Annotated in this window: 22 protein-coding genes; 6 read left to right on the forward strand and 16 right to left on the reverse strand. The window is 62.1% G+C overall.

Annotated features, from left to right (window positions below; all coding sequences use genetic code 11):
• Positions 1-16: 16 nt before the first annotated feature.
• From NKI85_RS09690 to NKI85_RS09700, 3 genes are all read right to left on the reverse strand, one after another.
• Positions 17-661: a 50S ribosomal protein L25/general stress protein Ctc gene (locus NKI85_RS09690; RefSeq protein ID WP_352489001.1), complete on the reverse strand. Its 645-nt coding sequence runs from the start codon at positions 659-661 to the stop codon at positions 17-19.
• A 333-nt stretch (positions 662-994) separates the two neighbouring features.
• Positions 995-1675, reverse strand: coding sequence for a response regulator transcription factor (locus NKI85_RS09695; protein ID WP_352523167.1), 681 nt, complete (start codon positions 1673-1675; stop codon positions 995-997).
• The gene (locus NKI85_RS09700) at positions 1653-3257 is read right to left on the reverse strand and encodes a sensor histidine kinase (protein ID WP_352776672.1); all 1605 of its coding nucleotides are present in this window, start codon (positions 3255-3257) and stop codon (positions 1653-1655) included. Before NKI85_RS09700 ends, NKI85_RS09695 begins: the two co-directional genes overlap by 23 nt.
• A gap of 278 nt (positions 3258-3535) precedes the next feature.
• Between NKI85_RS09700 and NKI85_RS09705 the strand changes: the two genes are divergently transcribed.
• Entirely contained in the window at positions 3536-4909 is a 1374-nt protein-coding gene (locus NKI85_RS09705; protein WP_352523398.1) for an SLC13 family permease, read from the forward strand.
• 1 nt (position 4910) lies between these two features.
• Complete coding sequence (locus NKI85_RS09710; protein ID WP_352523171.1) at positions 4911-6101, forward strand: glycerate kinase family protein; 1191 nt, start codon at positions 4911-4913, stop codon at positions 6099-6101.
• A 123-nt stretch (positions 6102-6224) separates the two neighbouring features.
• Here NKI85_RS09710 and NKI85_RS09715 read toward each other — a convergent pair whose 3' ends face one another.
• Positions 6225-7475, reverse strand: coding sequence for an MFS transporter (locus NKI85_RS09715; RefSeq protein WP_352776673.1), 1251 nt, complete (start codon positions 7473-7475; stop codon positions 6225-6227).
• 130 nt (positions 7476-7605) lie between these two features.
• Between NKI85_RS09715 and NKI85_RS09720 the strand changes: the two genes are divergently transcribed.
• Entirely contained in the window at positions 7606-8487 is an 882-nt protein-coding gene (locus NKI85_RS09720; protein WP_352523174.1) for an AraC family transcriptional regulator, read from the forward strand.
• Between the two features lie 97 nt (positions 8488-8584).
• Here NKI85_RS09720 and NKI85_RS09725 read toward each other — a convergent pair whose 3' ends face one another.
• The 8 genes from NKI85_RS09725 to NKI85_RS09760 form a co-directional block, all read right to left on the reverse strand.
• Positions 8585-9520, reverse strand: a complete 936-nt coding sequence (locus tag NKI85_RS09725; protein ID WP_023678427.1) for a ribose-phosphate pyrophosphokinase — start codon at positions 9518-9520, stop codon at positions 8585-8587.
• Between the two features lie 253 nt (positions 9521-9773).
• The gene (locus NKI85_RS09730; RefSeq protein WP_352523175.1) at positions 9774-10394 is read right to left on the reverse strand and encodes a hypothetical protein; all 621 of its coding nucleotides are present in this window, start codon (positions 10392-10394) and stop codon (positions 9774-9776) included.
• Between the two features lie 54 nt (positions 10395-10448).
• On the reverse strand, positions 10449-11600 hold the full coding sequence (locus tag NKI85_RS09735) for a M24 family metallopeptidase (RefSeq protein ID WP_023678425.1): 1152 nt from the start codon (positions 11598-11600) through the stop codon (positions 10449-10451).
• Positions 11600-12388, reverse strand: coding sequence for a peptidoglycan editing factor PgeF (pgeF, locus tag NKI85_RS09740; RefSeq protein WP_352776674.1), 789 nt, complete (start codon positions 12386-12388; stop codon positions 11600-11602). The genes NKI85_RS09735 and pgeF overlap by 1 nt, the downstream gene beginning before the upstream one ends.
• 119 nt (positions 12389-12507) lie before the next feature.
• Complete coding sequence (locus NKI85_RS09745) at positions 12508-13596, reverse strand: class I SAM-dependent methyltransferase (protein WP_352776675.1); 1089 nt, start codon at positions 13594-13596, stop codon at positions 12508-12510.
• Entirely contained in the window at positions 13593-14474 is an 882-nt protein-coding gene (gene lgt, locus NKI85_RS09750) for a prolipoprotein diacylglyceryl transferase (protein WP_352523179.1), read from the reverse strand. The genes NKI85_RS09745 and lgt overlap by 4 nt, the downstream gene beginning before the upstream one ends.
• 100 nt (positions 14475-14574) lie before the next feature.
• Positions 14575-14877 carry a type II toxin-antitoxin system RelE/ParE family toxin gene (locus NKI85_RS09755; RefSeq protein ID WP_352523180.1) on the reverse strand — a complete coding sequence of 101 codons (303 nt, stop codon included), beginning with the start codon at positions 14875-14877 and terminating at the stop codon, positions 14575-14577.
• Positions 14874-15128, reverse strand: coding sequence for a type II toxin-antitoxin system ParD family antitoxin (locus tag NKI85_RS09760; protein WP_352523181.1), 255 nt, complete (start codon positions 15126-15128; stop codon positions 14874-14876). The genes NKI85_RS09755 and NKI85_RS09760 overlap by 4 nt, the downstream gene beginning before the upstream one ends.
• A gap of 167 nt (positions 15129-15295) precedes the next feature.
• Between NKI85_RS09760 and NKI85_RS09765 the strand changes: the two genes are divergently transcribed.
• The 3 genes from NKI85_RS09765 (at position 15296) to NKI85_RS09775 (ending at position 16796) form a co-directional block, all read left to right on the forward strand.
• A complete protein-coding gene (locus NKI85_RS09765) occupies positions 15296-15598 on the forward strand; it encodes an accessory factor UbiK family protein (protein ID WP_352523182.1) in 303 nt (100 codons plus the stop codon).
• A 331-nt stretch (positions 15599-15929) separates the two neighbouring features.
• Entirely contained in the window at positions 15930-16430 is a 501-nt protein-coding gene (locus NKI85_RS09770) for a type III secretion system chaperone family protein (protein ID WP_023678420.1), read from the forward strand.
• A 6-nt stretch (positions 16431-16436) separates the two neighbouring features.
• Positions 16437-16796, forward strand: a complete 360-nt coding sequence (locus NKI85_RS09775; RefSeq protein ID WP_352523183.1) for a tRNA-binding protein — start codon at positions 16437-16439, stop codon at positions 16794-16796.
• A gap of 11 nt (positions 16797-16807) precedes the next feature.
• On the opposite strand, the gene NKI85_RS09780 is transcribed toward NKI85_RS09775, so the two are convergent.
• The 4 genes from NKI85_RS09780 to NKI85_RS09795 form a co-directional block, all read right to left on the reverse strand.
• A complete protein-coding gene (locus NKI85_RS09780) occupies positions 16808-17830 on the reverse strand; it encodes a glycosyltransferase family 4 protein (RefSeq protein WP_352523185.1) in 1023 nt (340 codons plus the stop codon).
• A gap of 205 nt (positions 17831-18035) precedes the next feature.
• Positions 18036-19451, reverse strand: a complete 1416-nt coding sequence (locus NKI85_RS09785; RefSeq protein WP_352523186.1) for an ATP-binding protein — start codon at positions 19449-19451, stop codon at positions 18036-18038.
• Positions 19452-19502: 51 nt separating this feature from the next.
• Entirely contained in the window at positions 19503-20222 is a 720-nt protein-coding gene (locus NKI85_RS09790; RefSeq protein WP_352523187.1) for a response regulator, read from the reverse strand.
• On the reverse strand, positions 20209-20736 hold the full coding sequence (locus tag NKI85_RS09795) for a MarR family winged helix-turn-helix transcriptional regulator (RefSeq protein WP_023719182.1): 528 nt from the start codon (positions 20734-20736) through the stop codon (positions 20209-20211). The genes NKI85_RS09790 and NKI85_RS09795 overlap by 14 nt, the downstream gene beginning before the upstream one ends.
• Positions 20737-20865: the final 129 nt, after the last annotated feature.

The following is a 20865-nucleotide window of genomic DNA, read 5'->3' on the forward strand; positions in this document are numbered from 1 at the left end:
TCCGGGCGGAAAGGAGTTACTTCTCTTCGGCGGCAGGAGCCGCTTCGGGCGCAGCCGCTTCAGTCGTCTCTTCTGCGGCCTCCGGCTTCATCGCCGAGGAGCCGGCAATGGTGGCGATGGTGAAGTCGCGGTCGGAGATCACCGGCTTGACGCCGGCCGGCAAGGTGACGGCCGAAATGTGGATCGAATCGCCAATGTCTGTGCCGGTGAGATCGATGGTGATGAAATCCGGGATCGCATTGGCCGGGCAGTGGAATTCGACCTCGTGACGCACGATGTTGAGCACGCCGCCGCGCTTGATGCCGGGCGACTTGTCTTCATTGATGAAGTGCACGGGCACGTCGACATTGACTTCGGTATCCTTGCCGATGCGCAGGAAATCGACATGGACCGGGAAATCCTTGACCGGGTCAAGCTGGAAATCCTTGGGCAGAACCTGGATCTTGTTGCCGTCGACATCGATCGTGGCGACCGTGGTCAGAAACCCGCCGCCATGGATCTTGTAGTAGATGTCCTTATAGGTCAGCGCAATCGCCAGGGGAGGCTGCTTGTCGCCGTAAATCACTGCAGGCACTTTACCGTTGCGGCGAACTGCACGGGCGGACCCCTTACCGACCTGTTCGCGCGCTTCGGCCTTGAGCTCGTAAGTATCGTGGCTCATGGCATTTCCTTTCGCGTTGTTCTGGAGCGTTCGCGGCCGGCAACTTGCCTGGGCCGTAAACGTCGAAAGCCGCCGGGTGAGGCGGCCTTCCGCCGCGTTGCCTCCAAGGGTGTCTACGCGGGTGGCGGCTCTATAGCGGAAGGCGGCCCGTGGTGCAAGCCGGGGCGGGCAATCGTGGTGGGTGGGCAGTATCTCACCTGAATTTCAGCTTGGCACCAACTGCGGACATGCAAGCACTGGCGACCTGGCGGATCGAGGCCGAAGGCCACGAACGAGGAGGCGGCGCAATGAAATTTCCGGGCTTAGGCGGGGCGAAGAGGGTCGCTCTACCCTCTATGGCTTCCGCTCGACCAGCATGTAGCCGATCCCACGGACCGTCTGAATGCTAGCCGATGCATCCGGTCCGAGCTTGGCACGCAGATAGCGAATGTATACCTCCACGATCTTCGTCCCGGGTTCGAAGCTGTATGACCAGACATTGTTGAGGATGCGCTCGCGGCTGACCACCTTCCCCGCATTGAGCATCAGGAAATGCAGAAGGTCGAATTCACGTCTGGTAAGACGGATTTCCCGATCGCCGTCCGCAAAACGGCGAGCGCTCGTGTCGAGATCGAGGCCGCCGACTCGAAGCAACTGCCCCTCCACTGCGCCCCGACGGCGTCGGCGCAGGGCGTCAATCCTGGCCACCAACTCATCAAAGGCAAACGGTTTCGTCAGGTAGTCGTCGGCGCCGCCCTTGAGCCCATCTACGCGATCTTGAATTGTCTCTTTGGCGGTCAGCATCAGGATGAGAACCGGCCACTGCTCCAATCGCACGATCCGGCACAGTTCAAGGCCGTCCAGATAGGGAAGCAGACGGTCAAGGATCACGAGATCGAATGGGTCCGTGCGAATAACGGCTAGCCCCTCGCGACCGTCCTCCGCGACACTCACGTGAAAGCCTTCGGCCTCCAGCCCCCGGCGGAGAAAGTCGGAGACACGCCGGTCATCTTCAACGATCAGGATTCGAATCATGGGTGCGTTGTACCAGCGGCAGTCTAATTCTGAGGAGGGTTCCTGAAGGTTCAATTCCTTCAAGGCCGATTGTGCCATCGTGCCTGTCTATGATCTCCTTGGCGATCGCGAGGCCAATACCTAGCCCCTCGGCTGCGGACCTCCCGCCGACACGCCCGCGATAATAACGGTCGAACACGAACGGAAGATCGTTGGCATCGATCCCTGAGCCGCTGTCGGAGATAACGATCTCAAGCATTCCATGGCGCTCAGTCATCTCGACTGCAATCGCCTGGTTTGGCTTTGAATACTTTATGGCGTTGTCGAAGCCGATCAGCAGCGCCTGCTTCAGGCGCTGGGCGTCACCCCGAATGAGGCGATGGCCTGGGTTGAGCGACAGATCGACGGATATCTGCTTGGGACCGGCGAGTACGGAAGCCTCCTGAACGGCCGCCTTCACAACCTCACCGGTATCGATGTTGTGCAAGGAGAACCTGAAATTTTCGGCTTCGGCGCGGGCGAATGCCAGAAGGTCCCCCAGGTTGCGAGCCATATCTTCAGCGTAATTGCGGATTCGGCTCAGAGCTTCGCGGTAAGGTCGAACACGCGGTTGGCCGCGGAGGGCAACGTCGGCCTCTCCGCCGAGAATCGTCAACGGCGTGCGGAGTTCGTGGCTTGCCTCCGCAAAAAATTGTGTGCGTCGGCTATCGATCGCTCTCAGTTGCTCATTGGCTTTCCGCAGTTCGCGGGTGCGCAACTGAACCTCCGCCTCCAAGCGGTCCTGTACCGAAATCAGAGCAGCGCGTTCGATCTCGAGGGCCTCGGCCATGCTGTTGAAACTTCGCGAGAGGGAAGCGAACTCGTCGCGTCCGGTCGCGGAAACGCGATGGTCGAGCTTGCCTGCAGCGATGGCTTTGGCGCTTTCGTTCAGTTCACGCACAGGTGTGGCGATTGATCGTCGCAGGACGAGGGCGAACCCTAGACTGCCCAGCATGAGCAACGCAGCGAAGCCGCCGGTCAGCAGCAGCAGTCGCCATTGTGCGCCACGGACGCGGGCGAGTTCCTCTCCAACCTCCCTGCGCTCATCGTGCAAGGCGGCTTCGATCATTTCCTCGAAATCGTTCTCTAGTCGATGCTCCACATCGTGGCGGAAGGTGTCTACGATGCCGGTTGGCTCCGCCTTTGCTCGCTGGCTGAACAATCGCCGGGCAGCCTGATCGATCGCCTCAAACAGCGCCTTGATGCGGCCGACGAATCTGAGTTCGGCCTCTTCCTGGCGTCTATCGCTCCTATATCCGAGAACGCCGAGCTCCTCGCGCGTCGCGCCCTCCAGCTTGTGGAATCCGGATTTCAGTGCTCGTCGTGCCGCTTCGAAATCCGGCATCTGTTCGGGCCCAAGCAGCAAAACCTCGGCGAGTTGCTCGGTGTAATTGTTGGACTGCCCATTGAGTTCGGCGAGCGCTTCGAACCGCCCGTGGACGCTATCGATGCGGCGGACGAACTCCTCTGTCAGATGGAGCGTTGCGAACGCCAGTCCTGAAATCAGCCCGACAAGGGCGAGAATGATGATTTGAAATAGGAGGATGCGGCCTCGAACGGTCATGCGGTGATCCTGCCGGCGGTCGGATAGCGTCTCTCACCAAATTCTAACCGGAGCTCTACCGAGCGTCTAATCGGAACCTCCTAAGTTCGAGCGTGGGGCCGTGTGGCGCCCCCGCCGCCACATCGGCGACGAGCTCGAAGAGGTTTCGGTTGGCACAAGTAGATTTTCAGACTGACATTGACGCCACTCTTCAGGACGCCACTCTTCGGGAAAGGACACCACCGGCGCTCTGGCCGATATGGCGAGCCGCACTGATCGGAACCTGTGTGTCCCTCTGCGTGGCCATCATTGAATTCGGCCTCCCCGCGCTCCCGTCCGACGCTCGGCGAGCGCTCGAGATCCTGCTTGTCGCGATCATCGGATGGACCTTGACGCCGTTAGACGACACCTTCGTTGCAATCGCCGCTGGACTGGCAATGGCGCTGCTCGTCAACCGTGATCCCGGGACGCTTTTTCATGCGCTCGGGGATGAGTTGATCTGGCTGTTGCTCGCCTCGTTCATGCTGGCGGCCGCCTTCAAGACAAGTGGGGTCGCAGATCGCATCCTCGGCCTCGTGACGGGGCGCATGCGGTCGGTTCGCACAGTCGCCTATTCTTTGACGGTTGTCATGGTTGCCACAGCCTTCATCATTCCGTCGACCTCGGGTCGCGCAGCTTTGATGATCCCTGCCTATCATGCGATCGCAGGGCGCTGTGGAAGTGCTCGGTTGCGAAGAGCGTTCGCGCTACTGTTCCCCACTGTTATTCTGCTCTCGGCCATTGCGTCACCCGTTGGCGCCGGTGCCCATCTGCTGGCGATCGAAATGGTCGGCCGCCTCTCGGGTGTGAAAGTAAGCTACCTGGAATGGATCGCTTTCGGCCTGCCGTTTGCGGTCGTGAGCACCCTCCTTTCGGTCGAATGCCTGCTCCGGCTTTTTCTGTCGCCGGTGGAGCGGCGGATGGCACTTTTGCAGCCGACGAGGGTGAACAATGCTGGTGCCGGCTTGGCACGGCAGCCGATACTCTGGATCGCCGGCGGCGTTGTCATCGCATGGCTGACCGAACCTGTTCACGGGCTCGATGCCACCGTCATCGCTCTCGGCGGCGCTCTCTTGGCCACGCTTCCTCAGGTCGGCCCCGTGGCGTTTGGCGATGCAATCAAGAGCGCGGAGTGGAAGCTGCTCTTGTTCCTGGCAGCGACGATCTGCTTGGCAGACGGCCTGACGGCATCAGGCCTCCATCGGTGGTTGATCGAGACGATGGTCGATCCACTGCGCGGCACTGGCTTGGGGCCGCTGGCCCTTGTCTCGTTTCTAGCCTTACTAGGCCTTTTCAGTCATCTCGTGATCCATAGTCGCACGGCGCGCGTCTCGGTGCTGCTGCCTCCGGCGCTGATGCTTGCGTCGACAGTGCGGCTCGACCCGCTGCTTGCAACGCTTGTCCTCGTCTCGGCAACCGGCTTTTGCCAAACCCTCATGATCTGCGCGAAGCCGGTGGCGCTTTTCGGGGGCGTCGAGGACGAAGGCTATGGCCCGAAAGACCTCGCCTTGCTCAGCTCAATCCTGCTGCCGATGCAGTTCATTCTCATCGTCGTGTTCGCGGTCGCCGTGTGGCCAGCCACCGGTGGCCTGCTCAACAACACACTCCATCTGCAACTTCCTGGAGGGCCTTAGAATGTCGAAAACCAAAGGATTTAAGAAGCGAAGGCGGCTTCGAGTATTGGTCGCACCCTCCGGCTTTAAGGAGAGCCTCGGCGTTCGTGATGTCATCGCCGCATTGGCGCGGGGCGTTCGCAATGCAGTTCCGACAGCAAAGATCCTGGGCCTTCCAATGGTGGATGGCGGCGAGGATTTTACGCGGACCCTTGTTGAATTGTCTGATGGCGAGTTGCATTCCGTCACCGTGACGGGACCGGTGGGACAATCCGTGGAGGCCAATGTCGGTTTTCTCGGGCGGAGAAAGAAACGGACAGCAGTTCTGGAAATCGCGGCGGCTGCCGGGCTCCGGCTCGTCCCCACCGACATGCGTGACCCGACCCGCACTACAAGTTATGGGGTCGGTGAGTTGATTCGTTTTGCGCTCGATCTTGGCGCGGAAAGAATTCTGATCGGCTGCGGTGACTCGGGTGTCAACGATGCAGGAACCGGCATGGCCCAAGCACTAGGCGTGCGTCTGCTCGATGGCGGCGGCCGTTCCATTTCGGGGAGCGGCTCGGCCCTCTCATCGCTAGCTCGTGTCGATCTTTCCAGTCGTGACCATCGCCTTTCGAATGTTCGTATCGACGTCGCGGTAAACCCCTACAACATGCTGCTCGGCGAGAGAGGCGTCGCCCGGGTGTTCGGCCCGCAAAAAGGTGCAACACCTGACCAAGTGGTTTTGCTCGAGCAGGGCACGGAAAATGTCGCCCACGTCGTTCGCCGCGACCTCGGCGTCGACGTGGCACCGCTTGTCGGCGGAGGAGCTTCCGGTGGACTCGGCGCCGGACTTCACGCCTTTGCCGGGGCCCGGCTGCATCCGCGCTTCGACCTGATCCTGCGGTATATGGATCTCGATCATCGGCTGTCAAACGCCGACATCGTCATGACAGCCGAGGGTGGCCTGGATGGTCAGACGAGCTTTGGAAAGATACCAGCCGAGATTGCCCGGCGCGCGAAACGTCACAATCTGCCCGTCATCGCCTTGGCCGGAACGATCGGAGCAGGTGCAGAGGCGACCCACGACATCGGCATCGATGCCTTCTTCAGCATTCTGTGCCGACCGTGTTCCCTCGAAGACGCGATCCGTGACGCCGACACGCTGCTGGCGAACGCTGCCGAGCAGGCATTCCGGCTGATGTGGGCGACTCGCGCTTTCAAGTTCAGATGACGGAGCGTGTCAGCCAATGGCCGCGATGTCGCTACGCGGCGGCCCTGACCGGCTCGAAGTCTATGTCGAGAACCGAATTTCGCGCCGCCCGGTGGGCGAGGAAGCCGAAGTCCAACCCAAACTTCACCCGATCGTGGTCACTGCCTCGAGCTTTCTCGCTTCCTTCATGTTGGGAAGAAAAACCGTGAGCAGTCCGAGTAGGGGCAGGTAGGAGCAGACCTGGAAGACGAAATCGATGCCGTTCATGTCGGCGACGACGCCAAGCACGGCGGCCGCGATGCCGCCCATGCCGAAGGCGAAGCCGAAGAAGATGCCGGCGATCATGCCGACCCGGCCGGGCACCAGTTCCTGCGCGAAGACGACGATGTTCGAGAAGGCCGAGGACAGGATCAGGCCGATCAGCACGGTGAGAACCATTGTCCACTCGAAATTGGCGTAGGGCAACGCCAGGGTGAAGGGCAGCACGCCGACGATCGAGAACCAGATCATCGCCTTCTGTCCGTAGCGGTCGCCGAACGGGCCGCCGAGCAGGATGCCCAGGGCCGAGGCGCCGAGGAACAGGAACAGCATGACTTGCGACATCTGCACCGAAACACCGAACTTATGAATGGAATAGAAGGTGTAGTAGCTGGCAAGGCTGGAAATATAGGCGTTCTTGGTCAGTACCAGCAGCGTCAGCACCAGCAGCGCTCCCATCACCTTGCGGCGCGGGAAGGGCGAGACGAGACCTGCCGCCTTGCGGGTGCCCTGTGCGGCACGCAGGCGGCTGTACCAGCCGCCGACCTGCCACAGCACGATGATGCCGATCAGCGAGCCGCCGGCGAACCAGGCGATGCTGGTCTGGCCGAAGGGCACGACAATGAAGGCTGCCAGAAGCGGCCCCATGGCTTGGCCGAAATTGCCGCCGACCTGGAACAGCGACTGTGCAAGACCGAACCTGCCACCGGAGGCGAAGCGGGCGATGCGCGAGGATTCCGGGTGGAAGATCGCCGAGCCGATGCCGATCAGCGAGGCGCCGATGAGGAGCAGCGAGTAATGTCCGGCATAGGCCAGCACGACCAGCCCGATCAACGAGGAGGCCATGCCGTAGGGCAGCGAATAGGGCATCGGCCGCTTGTCGGTGATCATGCCGATCACCGGCTGCAGCAAGGATGCCGTCACCTGGAAAGTGAAAGTCAAAAGGCCGATCTGCCAGAAATCGAGACCGTAATTGTCCTTCAGCAAGGGATAGATTGCCGACAGCAGCGACTGCATGATGTCGTTGACGCAATGGCAGAAGCTCACCGCCAGGATGACGGTGAAGGCCGTCGCCTGAGCCGAGATGTGGCCGGCCGCTGCCGGCTCGCCCTCGGCGGTTGCTGTGGTATCTGTCAAGGCATGCTCCGTGGTCTTTTTGGCGGGCACTTTCGCACGCGGTCTTATGGGGCCGGCTGCCTTATACGTTGCTTGTCACGCGACTTCTTTCGTGGTTTGGTCCAATAGTTTCGCAAGTGGGCCATAGCTGATGCCGCATGGCAGGGAAATGCTCAAAGCGGGCGACGCTGATCTCGGGCTGTTGCATGAGCGTCGCTGGCAATGGCTGGAGCAGGCCGTAGGGCCGGCAGTGGCGCTGCCGACCGAATATCCGGACGGCTACCATGTGCCACGGCACCATCATAGCCGCAGCCAGTTGCTGCACGCGCTGGTCGGTGTCGTGCTGGTGACGACGCGGCATGGGCGCTGGATGGTGCCCCCGGACCACGCGATGTGGATCCCCGCCGGCACCGAGCATTCCGTCGAGATGCTGGGCGACGTCAGCATGCGCTCCGTCTATGTGATGCCGGAGGCCATTCCCGGCCTGCCGGACGGGTTGCGTGTCGTCGGCATCACCGACCTGATGCACAGCCTGATCGTGGAATCGGAAAAGCTGCCGCAAGGCGCCGAACTGGAGGGGCGGGGCGGACTGATCATGAAGCTCCTGCTGCACGAAATCCCGAACCTGCCGGAACGGCCGCTCGGCCTTCCGTTCCCGTCCGATGCAAGGCTGGCGACGCTGTGCCGGCGCTTCGTCTCGGCACCGTCACCGCATGCGACGATCGACGAGTGGGCCGCTATCGTCGGCATGAGCCGCCGCTCTTTCACCCGCGCGTTCCACCGCCAGACCGGATTGTCGCTGTCGACCTGGCGTCAGCAGGCCTGTCTGTTCGCGGCGCTGCCACGGCTGGCCGACGGCGAGCCGATCACGAGGGTGGCGCTCGATCTCGGCTATGACAGCGTGCCGGCGTTCATCACCATGTTCAAGCGCATGCTGGGAGCCTCGCCACGCGGGTACATGCGGGGCGCCCGTGATGCTGGCGAAGGTGTGCGACGAATAAGCGGTCCGGCTCGGCCTGAGTCGCAGCCCTGAAGGGCGTCGCGTTCGACCGGCCTCATGCGACGCGCTTTGGGTTCTTGCTTTTATGCATGTCGTTATCGCAAAACCGCTGCACTTTGCGCGACACGCATTAATCGAACAGGCTCGACACCGATTCCTCGGTCGCCGTGCGCGAGATCGCCTCGCCCATCAATTCGGCGATGGAGATGACGCGGATATTGGCGGCGTCCAGCACTGCCTGGGTCGGCTGGATGGAATCGGTGATGACCAGTTCCTGCAGTTTCGAGGCGCCGATGCGGGCGATGGCGCCGCCGGACAAAACGCCATGGGTAGTATAGGCGGTGACACTGGTGGCGCCGTCGGCAAGCAGCGCATCGGCCGCATTGCACAGCGTGCCGCCCGAATCGATGATGTCGTCGATCAGCAGGCAATCCTTGCCGCGCACGTCACCGATGACGTTCATGACTTCCGATTCGCCGGGGCGCTCGCGGCGCTTGTCGACGATGGCAAGCTGGGCGTCGATGCGCTTGGCGAGCGCGCGGGCGCGGACCACGCCGCCGACATCCGGCGACACCACCATGACATTGGCAAGCTGCTTGTATTTCGCCTTTACGTCGCGGGCCATGACCGGCACGGAAAACAGATTGTCGGTCGGGATGTCGAAGAAGCCTTGAATCTGGCCGGCATGGAGATCCAGGGTCAGCACCCGGTTGACGCCCGCCCTCGTGATCATGTTGGCGACCAGCTTGGCCGAGATCGGTGTGCGGCCCGAGGCACGGCGATCCTGCCTGGCATAGCCGAAATAAGGAATAACCGCAGTGATGCGCTTGGCCGAAGAGCGCATGAAGGCGTCGATCATGATGAGCAGTTCCATCAGATGATCGTTGGTCGGGAACGAGGTGGACTGCAGGATGAAGACGTCCTCGCCGCGCACGTTCTCCTGGATCTCGACGAAGATTTCCTGGTCGGCGAAGCGCCTGACGCTGGCCTTGCCCAGCGGAATGTTGAGGTAGCGGGCGACTGATTCTGCCAGCACCCTGTTGGAATTGCCCGCGAAGAGCTTCATGCACCGTTCCTGGCGAAGGATTGAGAGACTCCGATAGCACTCCAGCCTCTTAGTCGGGCTTTTAGCGGCCCGCGCCGGTATTGCAAGCGTCGTGAATGGGAATCCGCCGGCTAATCTCAATAAACGCTTACGGCTTGAGCATGCGGCGATAGAGCCAGTTCCATGCCGACGGAATCGGGATAGCTTCTAACTTTCAGTCTGAGCATGCTCTTTTCCGAAAACCGGATTCCACTTTTCGGAATCACGCTCCAGGTCAGCCGGCGCCGCCGCCAAGCCAGGTGGCGAACTGGTCGATTGTCTGGTCGGCAATTGCCTGCATGGTCGCCGGGGCGACCGCCGCCCAGCCTTCGCCGCCGCCAACAGAGGGCGCCTTCTGCTGGCCGTTGATGCGATGCAGCCGGTTGCCGGCCGGGTCATAGATGTCCCAGACGTAGATGACGGTGGTGTCCTTGCCTTCCGTCATTGTCGAGAAATAGCCCTTGAGTACATGCGTTGGGGTCTGGTCGGTGCTGCCGGCCAAGGTGATGCCGCGCTGCTTGGCGCGTGTCTGAAGCTCGGCGGTCAGCGGTGTCGCGGCCTCTACCGAGGCGCCGACGATCGGCGCCACCTGCAGCCGGGTCCGTGCAATGGCAGCCGCGCTTTTGGCGGGCGGCACGGCTGCTGCAGCGGGAGGCTGCGCTGTATCTGCAGTTTGCGCGGTGCCGGCAGGCTGCGCCGGAGTTGACGGGGGCGTTGCGGCACCTCCGGCTCCGGGCAGCGACTGCGTCGATTGCGGGGCGATGGCCGAGGGTTCGAGAACGTCCTTCGCATTGGTGCAGGCTGCCAGCGCCAGCGCCGCGAGCAATGACACGGTCGTCACATGCGATCGTCTCATTAGCCTGAAAACTCCTTGGCGACGAACGCCTCTCACACTCTTTCCATTATGGATTCACTGCACGATCAAGTCGAGATCATGGCGGGACAGCGGCTTCGGCTGGGATTCGGTCGTCAGATAGGTGCGGCCAAGCGTCATCGCGGTTTCGGTTTCGGAGTCCATGATGATCATATGGGCGAACAGCGTCATGTTCGGCGCAATCGGTTCGGGATTACCCTGATAGAACATCGGCATATCCATCCAGGACGGGGTGAAGCGGGCGCCGAGCGAATAGCCGCAGGCATTGAGCCGGTGCTTGGTCAAATTGTGGGCTTCGAGCGTGCGGGCATGGGCGTCGAACACGTCGCCGAACGTATTACCGGGCGTCATCGCCTTCTCGACTGCAAGTAGCGCGGCGCGGGCGGCATCGAACAATTCCTGGTGGCGTTTCGATACCTTGCCGGTCAACACCGTGCGCATCATTGCCGCATGGTAATGGTGGAAGACACCGGCCCATTCGAGCGTCAGCTGGTCGTTCTTGGTGAGCTTGCGGCGACCGGCCTTGTAGCGGCAGAGCAGGGCGTCGACGCCGGAGCCGATGATGAACTCGTTGGCCGGATAATCGCCGCCGCCGGCAAAGATCGCGCCTTGCATGGCGGCGAGGATCAGCGCCTCATCGCCGCCCTGCTTGATCAGCGGCAGTGCTGCGTCCAGCGCGTCGTCGGCCAGATTTGCGGCTTTTTCCGCCTTGGCGATTTCGGCCGGGCTCTTGAACAGCCGCAGCCGGCTGACAATACCGGAGGCATCTGCGATCTGGCCGAAGGTCTGCAACTGCTCGTCGAGGCGCCGGCCATTATATGCCGTCAGGCCGTGGGTGTCGTATTCGACGCCGATGCGGGCGCCGAGCAGGTCAAGCTCGTTGAGCAAATTGCGCAGGTCGACCGCCGGATTGGCGCCGTTGCGATCCGTCCACAAAACGATATTGTCGATAATCGAGGTGTGGCGCGCCTGGCGCAAATCGGCCGAACGCGTCAGCAGCACCATCGAGCCGTCGGCCTTGACCACCAGGCATTGGAAAAAGCAGAAGCCGAATGTGTCGTAGCCGGTTAGCCAATACATGCTTTCCTGCGCAAACAGCAGGACGGCGTCGAGCTTCTTTTCGGCGATCTCGATCATCAGTCGATCGCGCCGTGCGTCAAATTCCGAGCGTTCGAAATGCAGCGCCATCAGTCAGTCTCCAAAACGATTGCCGAAACCTGCCGCCCGTAGTCGGGCTCGTTGCGATGCGTGCTGCGCCGATAGGAGTAGAAAAGCTCTTCCTCGGCATAGGTGCAGCGGTCGAGCCCTTCGGCGTTGACGCCAGCCTTGGTCAGCCGGTCGACCGTGTAGCGGTTGAGATCGAACATCGCGTGTCCGGCATTTGCGGAGGGAGCGAAATAGCGGGCATTGCCGGCATCGGCGTCGACGAAGCGGGTGGCGAATTCCGGCCCGACTTCGTAATTCTGTGGGCCGATGGAAGGACCGAGCACCGCGACGATGCGCTCGCGCCGGGCGCCGAGGCCTTCCATCGCCGCAATGGTGTTTTCCAGCACCCCGGTGAAAGCGCCTTTCCAGCCGGCATGGGCGGCTCCGATAATGCGCGCCTCGGCGTCGGCGAAGAGGACCGGTCCGCAATCGGCGGTCGAGGCACCGACGGCAATGCCCGGCCGGTCGGTGACGATGGCGTCAGCCTTGGGACGCTCGCCGGCAAAAGGCTCCCTGGCGATGACGACGTCCGGCGAATGAACCTGATGAGCGGTCAGCAGATGGCTTGCAGGCACGCCCATCCATTCGGCGACGCGGCGACGATTCTCGCGCACCAGCGTCTGGTCGTCGCTTGATCCGGTGCCGATGTTGAGGCCCCGGTAGATGCCGCTGGAGATGCCGCCGACGCGGGTGAAGTAGGCGTGGCGGATGCCTTGCGCCGTCTCCAGCAAGGGCGACCGAACGGGATCCGGTTTGGTCTGATTCAGCATGGCGGCTTTGTTGTCCGTATGGGCGATTTCGTCAAGCGAGTTGAAGGCGGGCGCAGTTGAAGGCTGGCGCAGTTGAAGGCGGGCGCTAGTCGGAGAGTGGGAGAGGCGGCAGCGAAAAGTCAATCCGTGCCTGCGAACGGCGGAACGGCAATCTCAGCCGGGAGGATGGCAAGCACCTTGAAGAGCTCGCCCATGGACTGTGGACCGGCGAGGCGCTCGACGTCGGCCGCGACCTTTTCGCGAGCTGCCTCATCGGCATTGGCGCCGAGCCGGCCGGCTCGTTCGAGAAGCCCCATCTTGAGCAGGAATTCACCTTGCGTGGAGAGGTGGGCATCGAGGCCGTGTGCCCGAACGGTTGCCGCCAGGGCAGCGAAATCGACATGGGCGGTGAGATCGGCCTCCCCCGGATTGGCCAGCACGTCTTCGTGATCGTGCTTGCGCAAGGCCTGCAAGGTGTCGCCGATACCGGGCTGGAGATAGCCGTAGTCGAGAAACAGGCCGGCGCCGCCAAATCCGGCAAGTCGCTCGGCAATAGCCGCCATCAGGGCGGCTCGGGCCGGCGCCATCTCGACGATCGCGCCTTGCGGCGCATTCTCAGCATCATCCGGCAGCAGCATTGGGTCGACAGAGCCGGCGCCGGCAAAAAAGCGCAGCCCGTTCGCGTCGTCGAGACCGATCATCCGTTCGCGCCAGCCGGCCCCGGCGCGGACGAACTGGCGGATGGGCACCGCATCGAACAGCTCGTTGCCGACAATCAGAAGCGGCGTCCGCGGCAGCGTGTCGATGGTCTCGTGCCAGGCGACCGTCGCCGCCGTCCCGGCAAGCGTCCGTTTCTGGATCTCGGCCAACCGCGGGCTGGTTTCGATCATGGCAAAGGACGCACTGGCGGTGAGCGCCGGATCGAGCCGCGACAGCGTGCGCTGCATGTCTCTCATCAGCGTGCCACGGCCGGGACCGATTTCGGCGATGGCGACCGGCATCGGCCGGCCAACCGCCAGCCATGCCTGGTAAAGCCAGACAGCGATAAGTTCGCCGAACATCTGGCTGATTTCCGGCGCGGTGACGAAGTCGCCGGCAGCGCCGAACGGCTCGCGCGTCGTATAATAGCCGTCCTGCGGATCAAACAGGCAGAGTGCCATGTACTCGCTGACCGGGATCGGTCCTACCGCACCGATCAGCTCGGCGATGCGGGTTTTTAGCCGCGTCATGCCGGTTGCGGTTGCGTCACCGGCTTGGCCGTCGCCATCGCCCAGATCCCGGCAAGCAGCATCGGCAGCGACAGCACCATGCCCATGGTCAGCCAGTTCGTGCCGAGGAGATAGCCGAGCTGCTGGTCGGGCTCGCGGAAGAATTCGACGAAGATGCGTGAAAGACCATAACCCGCGATGAAGGCGCCGCCGACGAAGCGCGGCGTCTTCAGCTTGAGCCGCGAATGGGTGAGGAAGCGCAGGACCAGGAACAACACCAAGCCTTCGAGCAGCGCCTCGTAGATCTGGCTCGGATGGCGTGGATCGGTGCCGGCCAAGCACTGACCGGCCTGGAGAATGCGGTTGTTACAAAAGACGACGCCCCATGGCACATCGGTAACGCGGCCCCAGAGTTCGGCATTGACGAAATTCGCCAGGCGAACGAGGCCAAGCCCCACCGGCACGCCGGCGGCAACAACGTCAAACAGCGACCATGTGCGGATGCCGCGCGATCGAGAAAACAGCGTCATGGCGACAATGACGCCGAGCAGGCCGCCATGAAACGACATGCCGCCCTGCCAGACGGCGACAATATCGAGCGGATTGGCGATGTAACGAGGCAGGTCGTAGAACAACACGTAGCCGGTGCGCCCGCCGAGCACCACACCGATAGCCGCCCAGACGATGAAGTCGTCGAGGTCGACGGGCTTCATCGGCAGGATGCCATCAGGCCAGAGTTTTGGGTTGGTGACGAGGCGCTTGGCATACCACCAGGCGAACAGAATGCCGACGATGTAGCCGACGCCGTACCAATGCACCGCCAACGGTCCGATCCGGATGATGACCGGATCGATGTTGGGAAAGGGCAGGGCGGCCAGCGGCAGCAAATATTCGCTCAACAGGGTCTCCCGGTTCCGACCACGTTCGGGCGCGGACCATGCGGCAGGGTTTTGGCAGGGTCAAGGCGGCGCGCATGCTGTTCCCCCCGGCATCGCTCCGTCAAGTCTCCGGAAATAGAATGGCTCCGTAGTCCATCGCGCTGTGGAGGATGTGCAGTATCTCCACTGTATCGGCCTTGACGCGATAAAAGATCAGATAGCTGCCATGAATACGGCGACGAATGCCTGAGGACCGATATCGTTCCAACAACGGGTTACGCTCCGGCATTGTCCGCAACTCCATGCAGCTGCCACGCAATTCCTGAATGAATGTCATAGCGCGAAACGGGCTGTCGAGCGCGATGTAGTCGCCGATGACTTCAAGGTCTGTCTCAGCCTGGCTGGTGAAGATCAGTCGCTTCACCTGCCGGTCATCGCCTTGTATTTGGCCTCCAGTCGGTCAAGCACATCTTCGGCAGGCTTCACCCGCCCCGCGTCGGCATCGCTGACACCTTTGGCAAGTGCCGCGTCAAGCGCGGCGAGGCGCTTTTCTCTCTCTTCCACAAGGCGAACGCCTTCGCGCAGCACTTCGCTCTTCGAATTATAGCGGCCGGTGCTGACAAGCTGGTTCACGACATCCTCCAAACGGTTGCCCAAATCCGCGCTGATGGCCATGACAATGTTCCTAATGGGTCTAGCGCGATAATAATAGTTATTGGCCCGGCGCACCAGTAGCTCAACGGACCAAATTGCATGGACGGCCGATGCCACCCGGGGGCATCAACGTTCTTGCATTTCGCGCCGTGCGCCACTACGTCAATTCAACCAAGCGAGGATTTGCCATGGCGACCGGACCGAACCGCATTCTCGATGAATTCGCCAAACTGATGACCGACGCAGCCGGTGCCGCGCAAGGCGTGCGACGCGAAATGGAGACCGCCTTCAGGGGCCAGGCGGAGCGGATCCTCAACTCCATGGACGTGGTGCAGCGCGAAGAATTCGAGGCCGCCCGCGACATGGCGGCGAAGGCCAGGGAAGAAAACACCCGCCTCGCTGCTCGCATCGAAACGCTCGAGGCCAAGCTTGCCGAAATGACCGGTCAGGCGGCGCCTGCGGCTGCAGCAAAGCCGCGCGCCAGAAAATAATCAAAAATAAATCGTTAAACTTTTCCACAAAGCCGGATCGCAAAAAGCGCTTTGTCGTGAATCGCTTACCGGTACTGCGTGAATCTTTATGACAGCGCCTTTCCACATGCGAATGACGCAGTGCGAAAAATTGGGCTGGTCACGCGACTCCCGATCAATAGACTGAATTTGTTGCATGATTCGGAGCAGGGTCATGCGCCGGGCGGTGGGGTCCGGTCCGGGGTCTTTGCGTTGACGAAGTCCTGGCCGTCCGAGTTCTAGACAGAATTGTTCGAGTGTGCCTCTCCCGCGGAGCGTGTGGTGGCGCTCCCAGAACGACAGGAAGCATTTCATGGAACTTCTCGAACTCGAATTCTCCCGCGAAATCCACCCGGTGGATGTTATCGAGCAGGTGGCCCACAACAACGACTGGTCCTTCGAGCGGGCCGGCGACGACGAGATCTCGATCTCGGTTGCCGGAAGCTGGACCGACTACCACGTGTCATTCTCCTGGATGGAGGACTACGAGGCGCTGCACCTGGCCTGCGCTTTCGACATCAAGGTCCCGGAGGCGCGCGCGCTCGAGGTTATGCGGCTGCTTTCGCTGATCAACGAGCAGATGCTGTTTGGGCATTTCGATCTCTGGGAGCAGGAAGGCGCGATCATGTTCCGCCAGTCGCTGCTGCTGGCCGGTGGGGTCGAGCCGTCGAGCCAGCAGGTCGAGGTGCTGCTGTCGTCGGCGCTGGAAGCCTGCGAATGCTATTTCCAGGCATTCCAGTTCGTCGTCTGGTCGGGGACTTCGGCCAAGGACGCGCTGGCCGGCGTGCTGTTCGAAACCTACGGAAACGCCTGACCGTCGATGAGTTCGAGCAACGCGCGAAAACCCGAGATCAGCTTTGCCGATTTCGACCGCGTCGACATCCGCGCCGGCACGATCGTCGAGGCCGAGCCTTTTCCCGAGGCGCGCAAGCCGGCGATCAAGCTCAAGATCGATTTCGGCCCCATGATTGGGGTGAAGAAATCCTCGGCTCAGATCACGAAATACTATACGCCCGAAAGCCTGATCGGCCGGCAGGTGTTCGCGGTGGTCAATTTCCCGCCGCGTCAGATCGGACCGTTCATATCGGAGGTGCTGACGCTCGGCTTTCCCGATGAAGAGGGCGCCGTCGTGCTTGGGGCAATCGAGCGCAGGGTGCCCGACGGCGGCAGATTGTTCTAACTGCGCTTTGCTCAGGCGGCCAGTTTGCGCGTGGTACCCAGCGCCTCTTCGACCGTTTCCATGAACATTTCCGCGCAGGCCTTCCAGCTGTAGCGCATCGCGCGTTGCCGCGCCTCGGCGCGGTCGACATGAAGCGCGGCGAGCGCCGCTTGCCGCAGGTCGTCTGATACCGCGCCGCCGATGCCGTCACCCACAATATCGATCGGCCCGGTGACGGGATAGGCTGCAACAGGCGTGCCACTGGCCAGCGCCTCGATGATGACGTTGCCGAATGTGTCGGTGCGGCTGGGGAAGACGAAAGCATCGGCCGAGGCGTAGATCTCGGCCAGTTCGTCGTTCGGGCGATGACCGAGGAAATGGGCATCGGGATATCTGGCCTTCAGCTTCGCCAATTCCGGCCCTTCGCCGACGACCACCTTGCTGCCGGGCAGGTCCAGGTCGAGGAAGGCCGGCAGGTTCTTTTCGATCGCGACGCGGCCGACGCAGAGGAAGATCGGTCCCGGAAATCCCAGGTTCTTTCTTTTGTCCGGCCGAAAATGATCCGTGTCGACGCCGCGCGTCCATGGCCGGAGCTTGGTGAAGCCGCGTGACGCAAGATCGTCGGCAAGCGACTGGGTGGCGACCAGCGTGCCCTGTCCTGAATTATGGAAATCGCGCAGCCAGCGATAGGCCCATGCTTCCGGCACGGGCAGGCGCGCGCTCAGATATTCCGGAAAACGTGTGTGATAGCTGGTCGTGAACGGACGACCGGCGTTGCGGCAGTAGCGCCGCGCCATAACGCCGAGCGGTCCTTCGGTGACGATATGGATGTGGTCCGCCTTGCGTGCCTCGATCAGCTGTGCCACGCGGTGCGGCGTCGTCAGCGCCAGCCTGATGTCCGGATAGGTCGGCAGCGGCAGAGTGCGAAAGATGTTCGGCGTCAGGAAGGCCGTCTCGACGTCGAAGGATTTCAGGGTCTCCGAGAGGCGCTCCAGCGTGTGGACGACGCCGTTGACTTGCGGCCGCCAGGCATCGGTGACCATCAGGATGCGCATGGCGGTCCTTTGGCGGAAAGCTTGATTGCATTGCCGCGATGCCTGAACGGCGACCACGTCGCCGCTCTGGCCTCGCACCAACGCACCCGGGCAGGCGCGGGGTCGAAATGAGGCCGCAGGGCCGAATCGATCAGGATCGCGCGCTTCATTGGCGCTCTTCACCATGGTTTCATGACGGGCGGATGAAGGTCGGGCCTCCCTCCCGTCAAGCCGGGACCTTGATCACCGCCCGCAGGCCGCCGAGCGGGCTGCGTTCCAGGACGATGTCGCCGCCATGGCTGCGGGCAATGTCACGTGCGATGGAAAGGCCAAGGCCGGTGCCGCTGGCGTCGAGGTTGCGGGCCTCGTCCAACCGCACGAAAGGCTTGAACACCTCCTCCCGCTTTTCGGGCGGAATGCCCGGACCATCATCGTCGATGGTGACGAGCAGTGAGCCACGGCCATGATTGGCGTTGATCTCCACCGTCTTGGCGTAGCGGAATGCATTGCCGACGACGTTGGACAGCAGCCGGGCAAAGGCATTGGGGCGAACATGCACATGCGGATCGCCGGCAAGCACGGTCGACAGCTTGCGCTTGCGCAGCGCGGCTTCCTCCCGAAGCTTGTCGAAGAAGGCCTCGAGATCGAACCGACCGGCGTCTTCCGATGCTTCGCCGCGTGCAAAGGCAAGATAGCCTTCCAGCATCGACTGCATGTCGTCGATGTCCTGGTCGAGTGCCTGGGTGTCGGCCGCCTTGGTCCCGGCCAGCGCCAATTGCAGCTTGAAGCGGGTGAGGATGGTCCTCAGATCGTGGCTGACGCCGCTCAGCATGGCGGTGCGCTGCTCGAGCTGGCGTTCGATGCGTTCGCGCATCTGGATGAAGGCAAAGCCGGCGCGGCGGACTTCCTCGGCGCCGCGCGGGCGAAAATCGCGCGGCATCGGCCGGCCTTTGCCGAAGCTCTCGGCCGCCTCGGCCAGCGTCAGAATCGGCCGGATCTGGTTGCGCAGGAAGGGAATGGCGATCATCAGCAGCACCAACGAGGTGCCGACCATCCAGATCAGGAAAATATGGGTGTTCGACGCATAGGCCTGGCTGCGGCGCACAAAGACCCGCAGCACCTTGTTTTCGAGCTGGACGCGGACCTCGACGATATTGGAATTGCCGACCGTATCGATCCAGAATGGACGGTTGATCTGGCGGGTGATCTCGGACGAAAGGATCTCGTCGAGGATCGAGAAGAACGGCTTTGGCCCGGGTGGCGGCAGCGGGTCGGGCGGCAAGAGGTCGACCTTCAGCTGCATGCGATCCTGGGCGATACGGATGACGTTGGCGTAGTCGGCGTCGTGCGGATAGGTCTCTATCAGGTCGATGATCGCGGCGATGTCGCGCACCGTGGCCTGCGACAGGCGCTGCGTCACGGTCTGCCAATGGCGTTCCATGAAGACAAAGGCGACGACCGACTGCAGCATGATCATCGGCGCGATGACGATGATCAGCGAGCGAGCATAGAGCCGCTTCGGCATGTAAAGCGAAACCAGGCGCCAGAATCGGTTCCAGGCGCGCGGCACGGCCTTCAGCGCCCGCGTCGTGCGAGCGCTGAAGCCGCCATCTCCCGGCCGTTCGAGTTGCGTGGTCGCCATTCGTCTTTTTGCTCACCCGCGGCCCGCCAAATGACCGCTGTCGGCGGCATTCTATTCCACGCTGAGCCGATACCCAATACCGCGCACGGTCTGCAGCCAGACCGGATTGGATGGATCGCGTTCGATCTTGCGGCGCAGCCGGTTGATCTGGACGTCGATCGTGCGCTCGCCTACCTCGGACTCGTCGCCGACAAGCTCATGTCTCGGTATCGTCTCGCCGGCACGCGCAGCGAAGATCGCCAGGATCTCCTGCTCGCGGTCCGTCAGCTTGAGCGCCTCGCCGCCGCGCTTCAGCTCACGCCTGGCAATCTGGAAGGTATAGGGGCCGAAGACCAGCTGTTCGACCTTGGGCGTCGTCACGGGGCCGCCGCGGCGCAGGATATTGTTGATGCGCAGGATCAGCTCGCGCGGGTCGAACGGTTTTGGCAGATAGTCGTCGGCGCCGGCCTCGAGCCCGGTGATCCGGCTGTCGGTTTCGGATAGCGCGGTGAGCATCAGGATTGGGACGTTTTTCTCCGCCCGCAGCGCCTTGGTGAGGTCGACGCCGCTTTCACCCGGCATCATGACGTCGAGCACGATCAGATCGAAATCGAGGCCGGCGAGCTTGCGCCGCGCCTCGCCGGAATTTCCGGCGACGGTGACGCGAAAACCGTTTTCGGTCAGATATTGTTTCAGAAGATTGCGGATACGGGTGTCGTCATCGACCACCAGCAGATGCGGCGCATCGTCTTCCGGCGCTGTCGGATGATCAACCCTCTCAATGGTCTCCATGGCTTTTCCCTGACATCTTTGCGGGCACAATGTCGATCTGCGCCCTTAGTTCCGGATTGACCATCGCTTCCAGGAACCGTTCGATAACGGCGCGTTCGGTGGCTCCGGAATCTTCCAATGCAGCATGGATGCGGCGCGACTGTGGCCGCGCCAGCGCCAGCGCCAGGGCACGGCCCTTGGCGGTCGGGTAGAGTTCGCGCTGACGGCGGTCGCGCGGGCCCTGCAATTGCACGATATGGTCGGTGTCGATCAATTGCTTGAGCACGCGCGCCAGGCTCTGCTTGGTGATCTTGAGCACGTCGAGGAGTTCGGCGACCGTCAGGCCGGGCCTGCGATTGACGAAATGCAGCACCCGGTGATGGGCACGGCCAAAACCATAGTCGGCCAGGATCTGGTCCGGATCGGAGGTAAAGTCGCGATAGGCGAAGAAGAACAACTCGATGATGGCGAAATCGATGCCGTCCTCGTCGGTGATCGCCGTCCTGATCGGCTCTGCGGCTGCGTGGCTCGTCATCTTTTCTCCGTGTGAAGCAGGAAATTATGTCAGCACTATTGACGTATTTTCCGCGCGATGGTAATTTTTGGCAAGCTTTTCGGCGGATTGCGAACGAAAAGGCAAGCGAACCCCTTTTTTCCGGAACTT

This window comes from Mesorhizobium sp. M0571 (genome assembly GCF_040320985.1).
Taxonomy (GTDB): Bacteria; Pseudomonadota; Alphaproteobacteria; order Rhizobiales; family Rhizobiaceae; genus Mesorhizobium.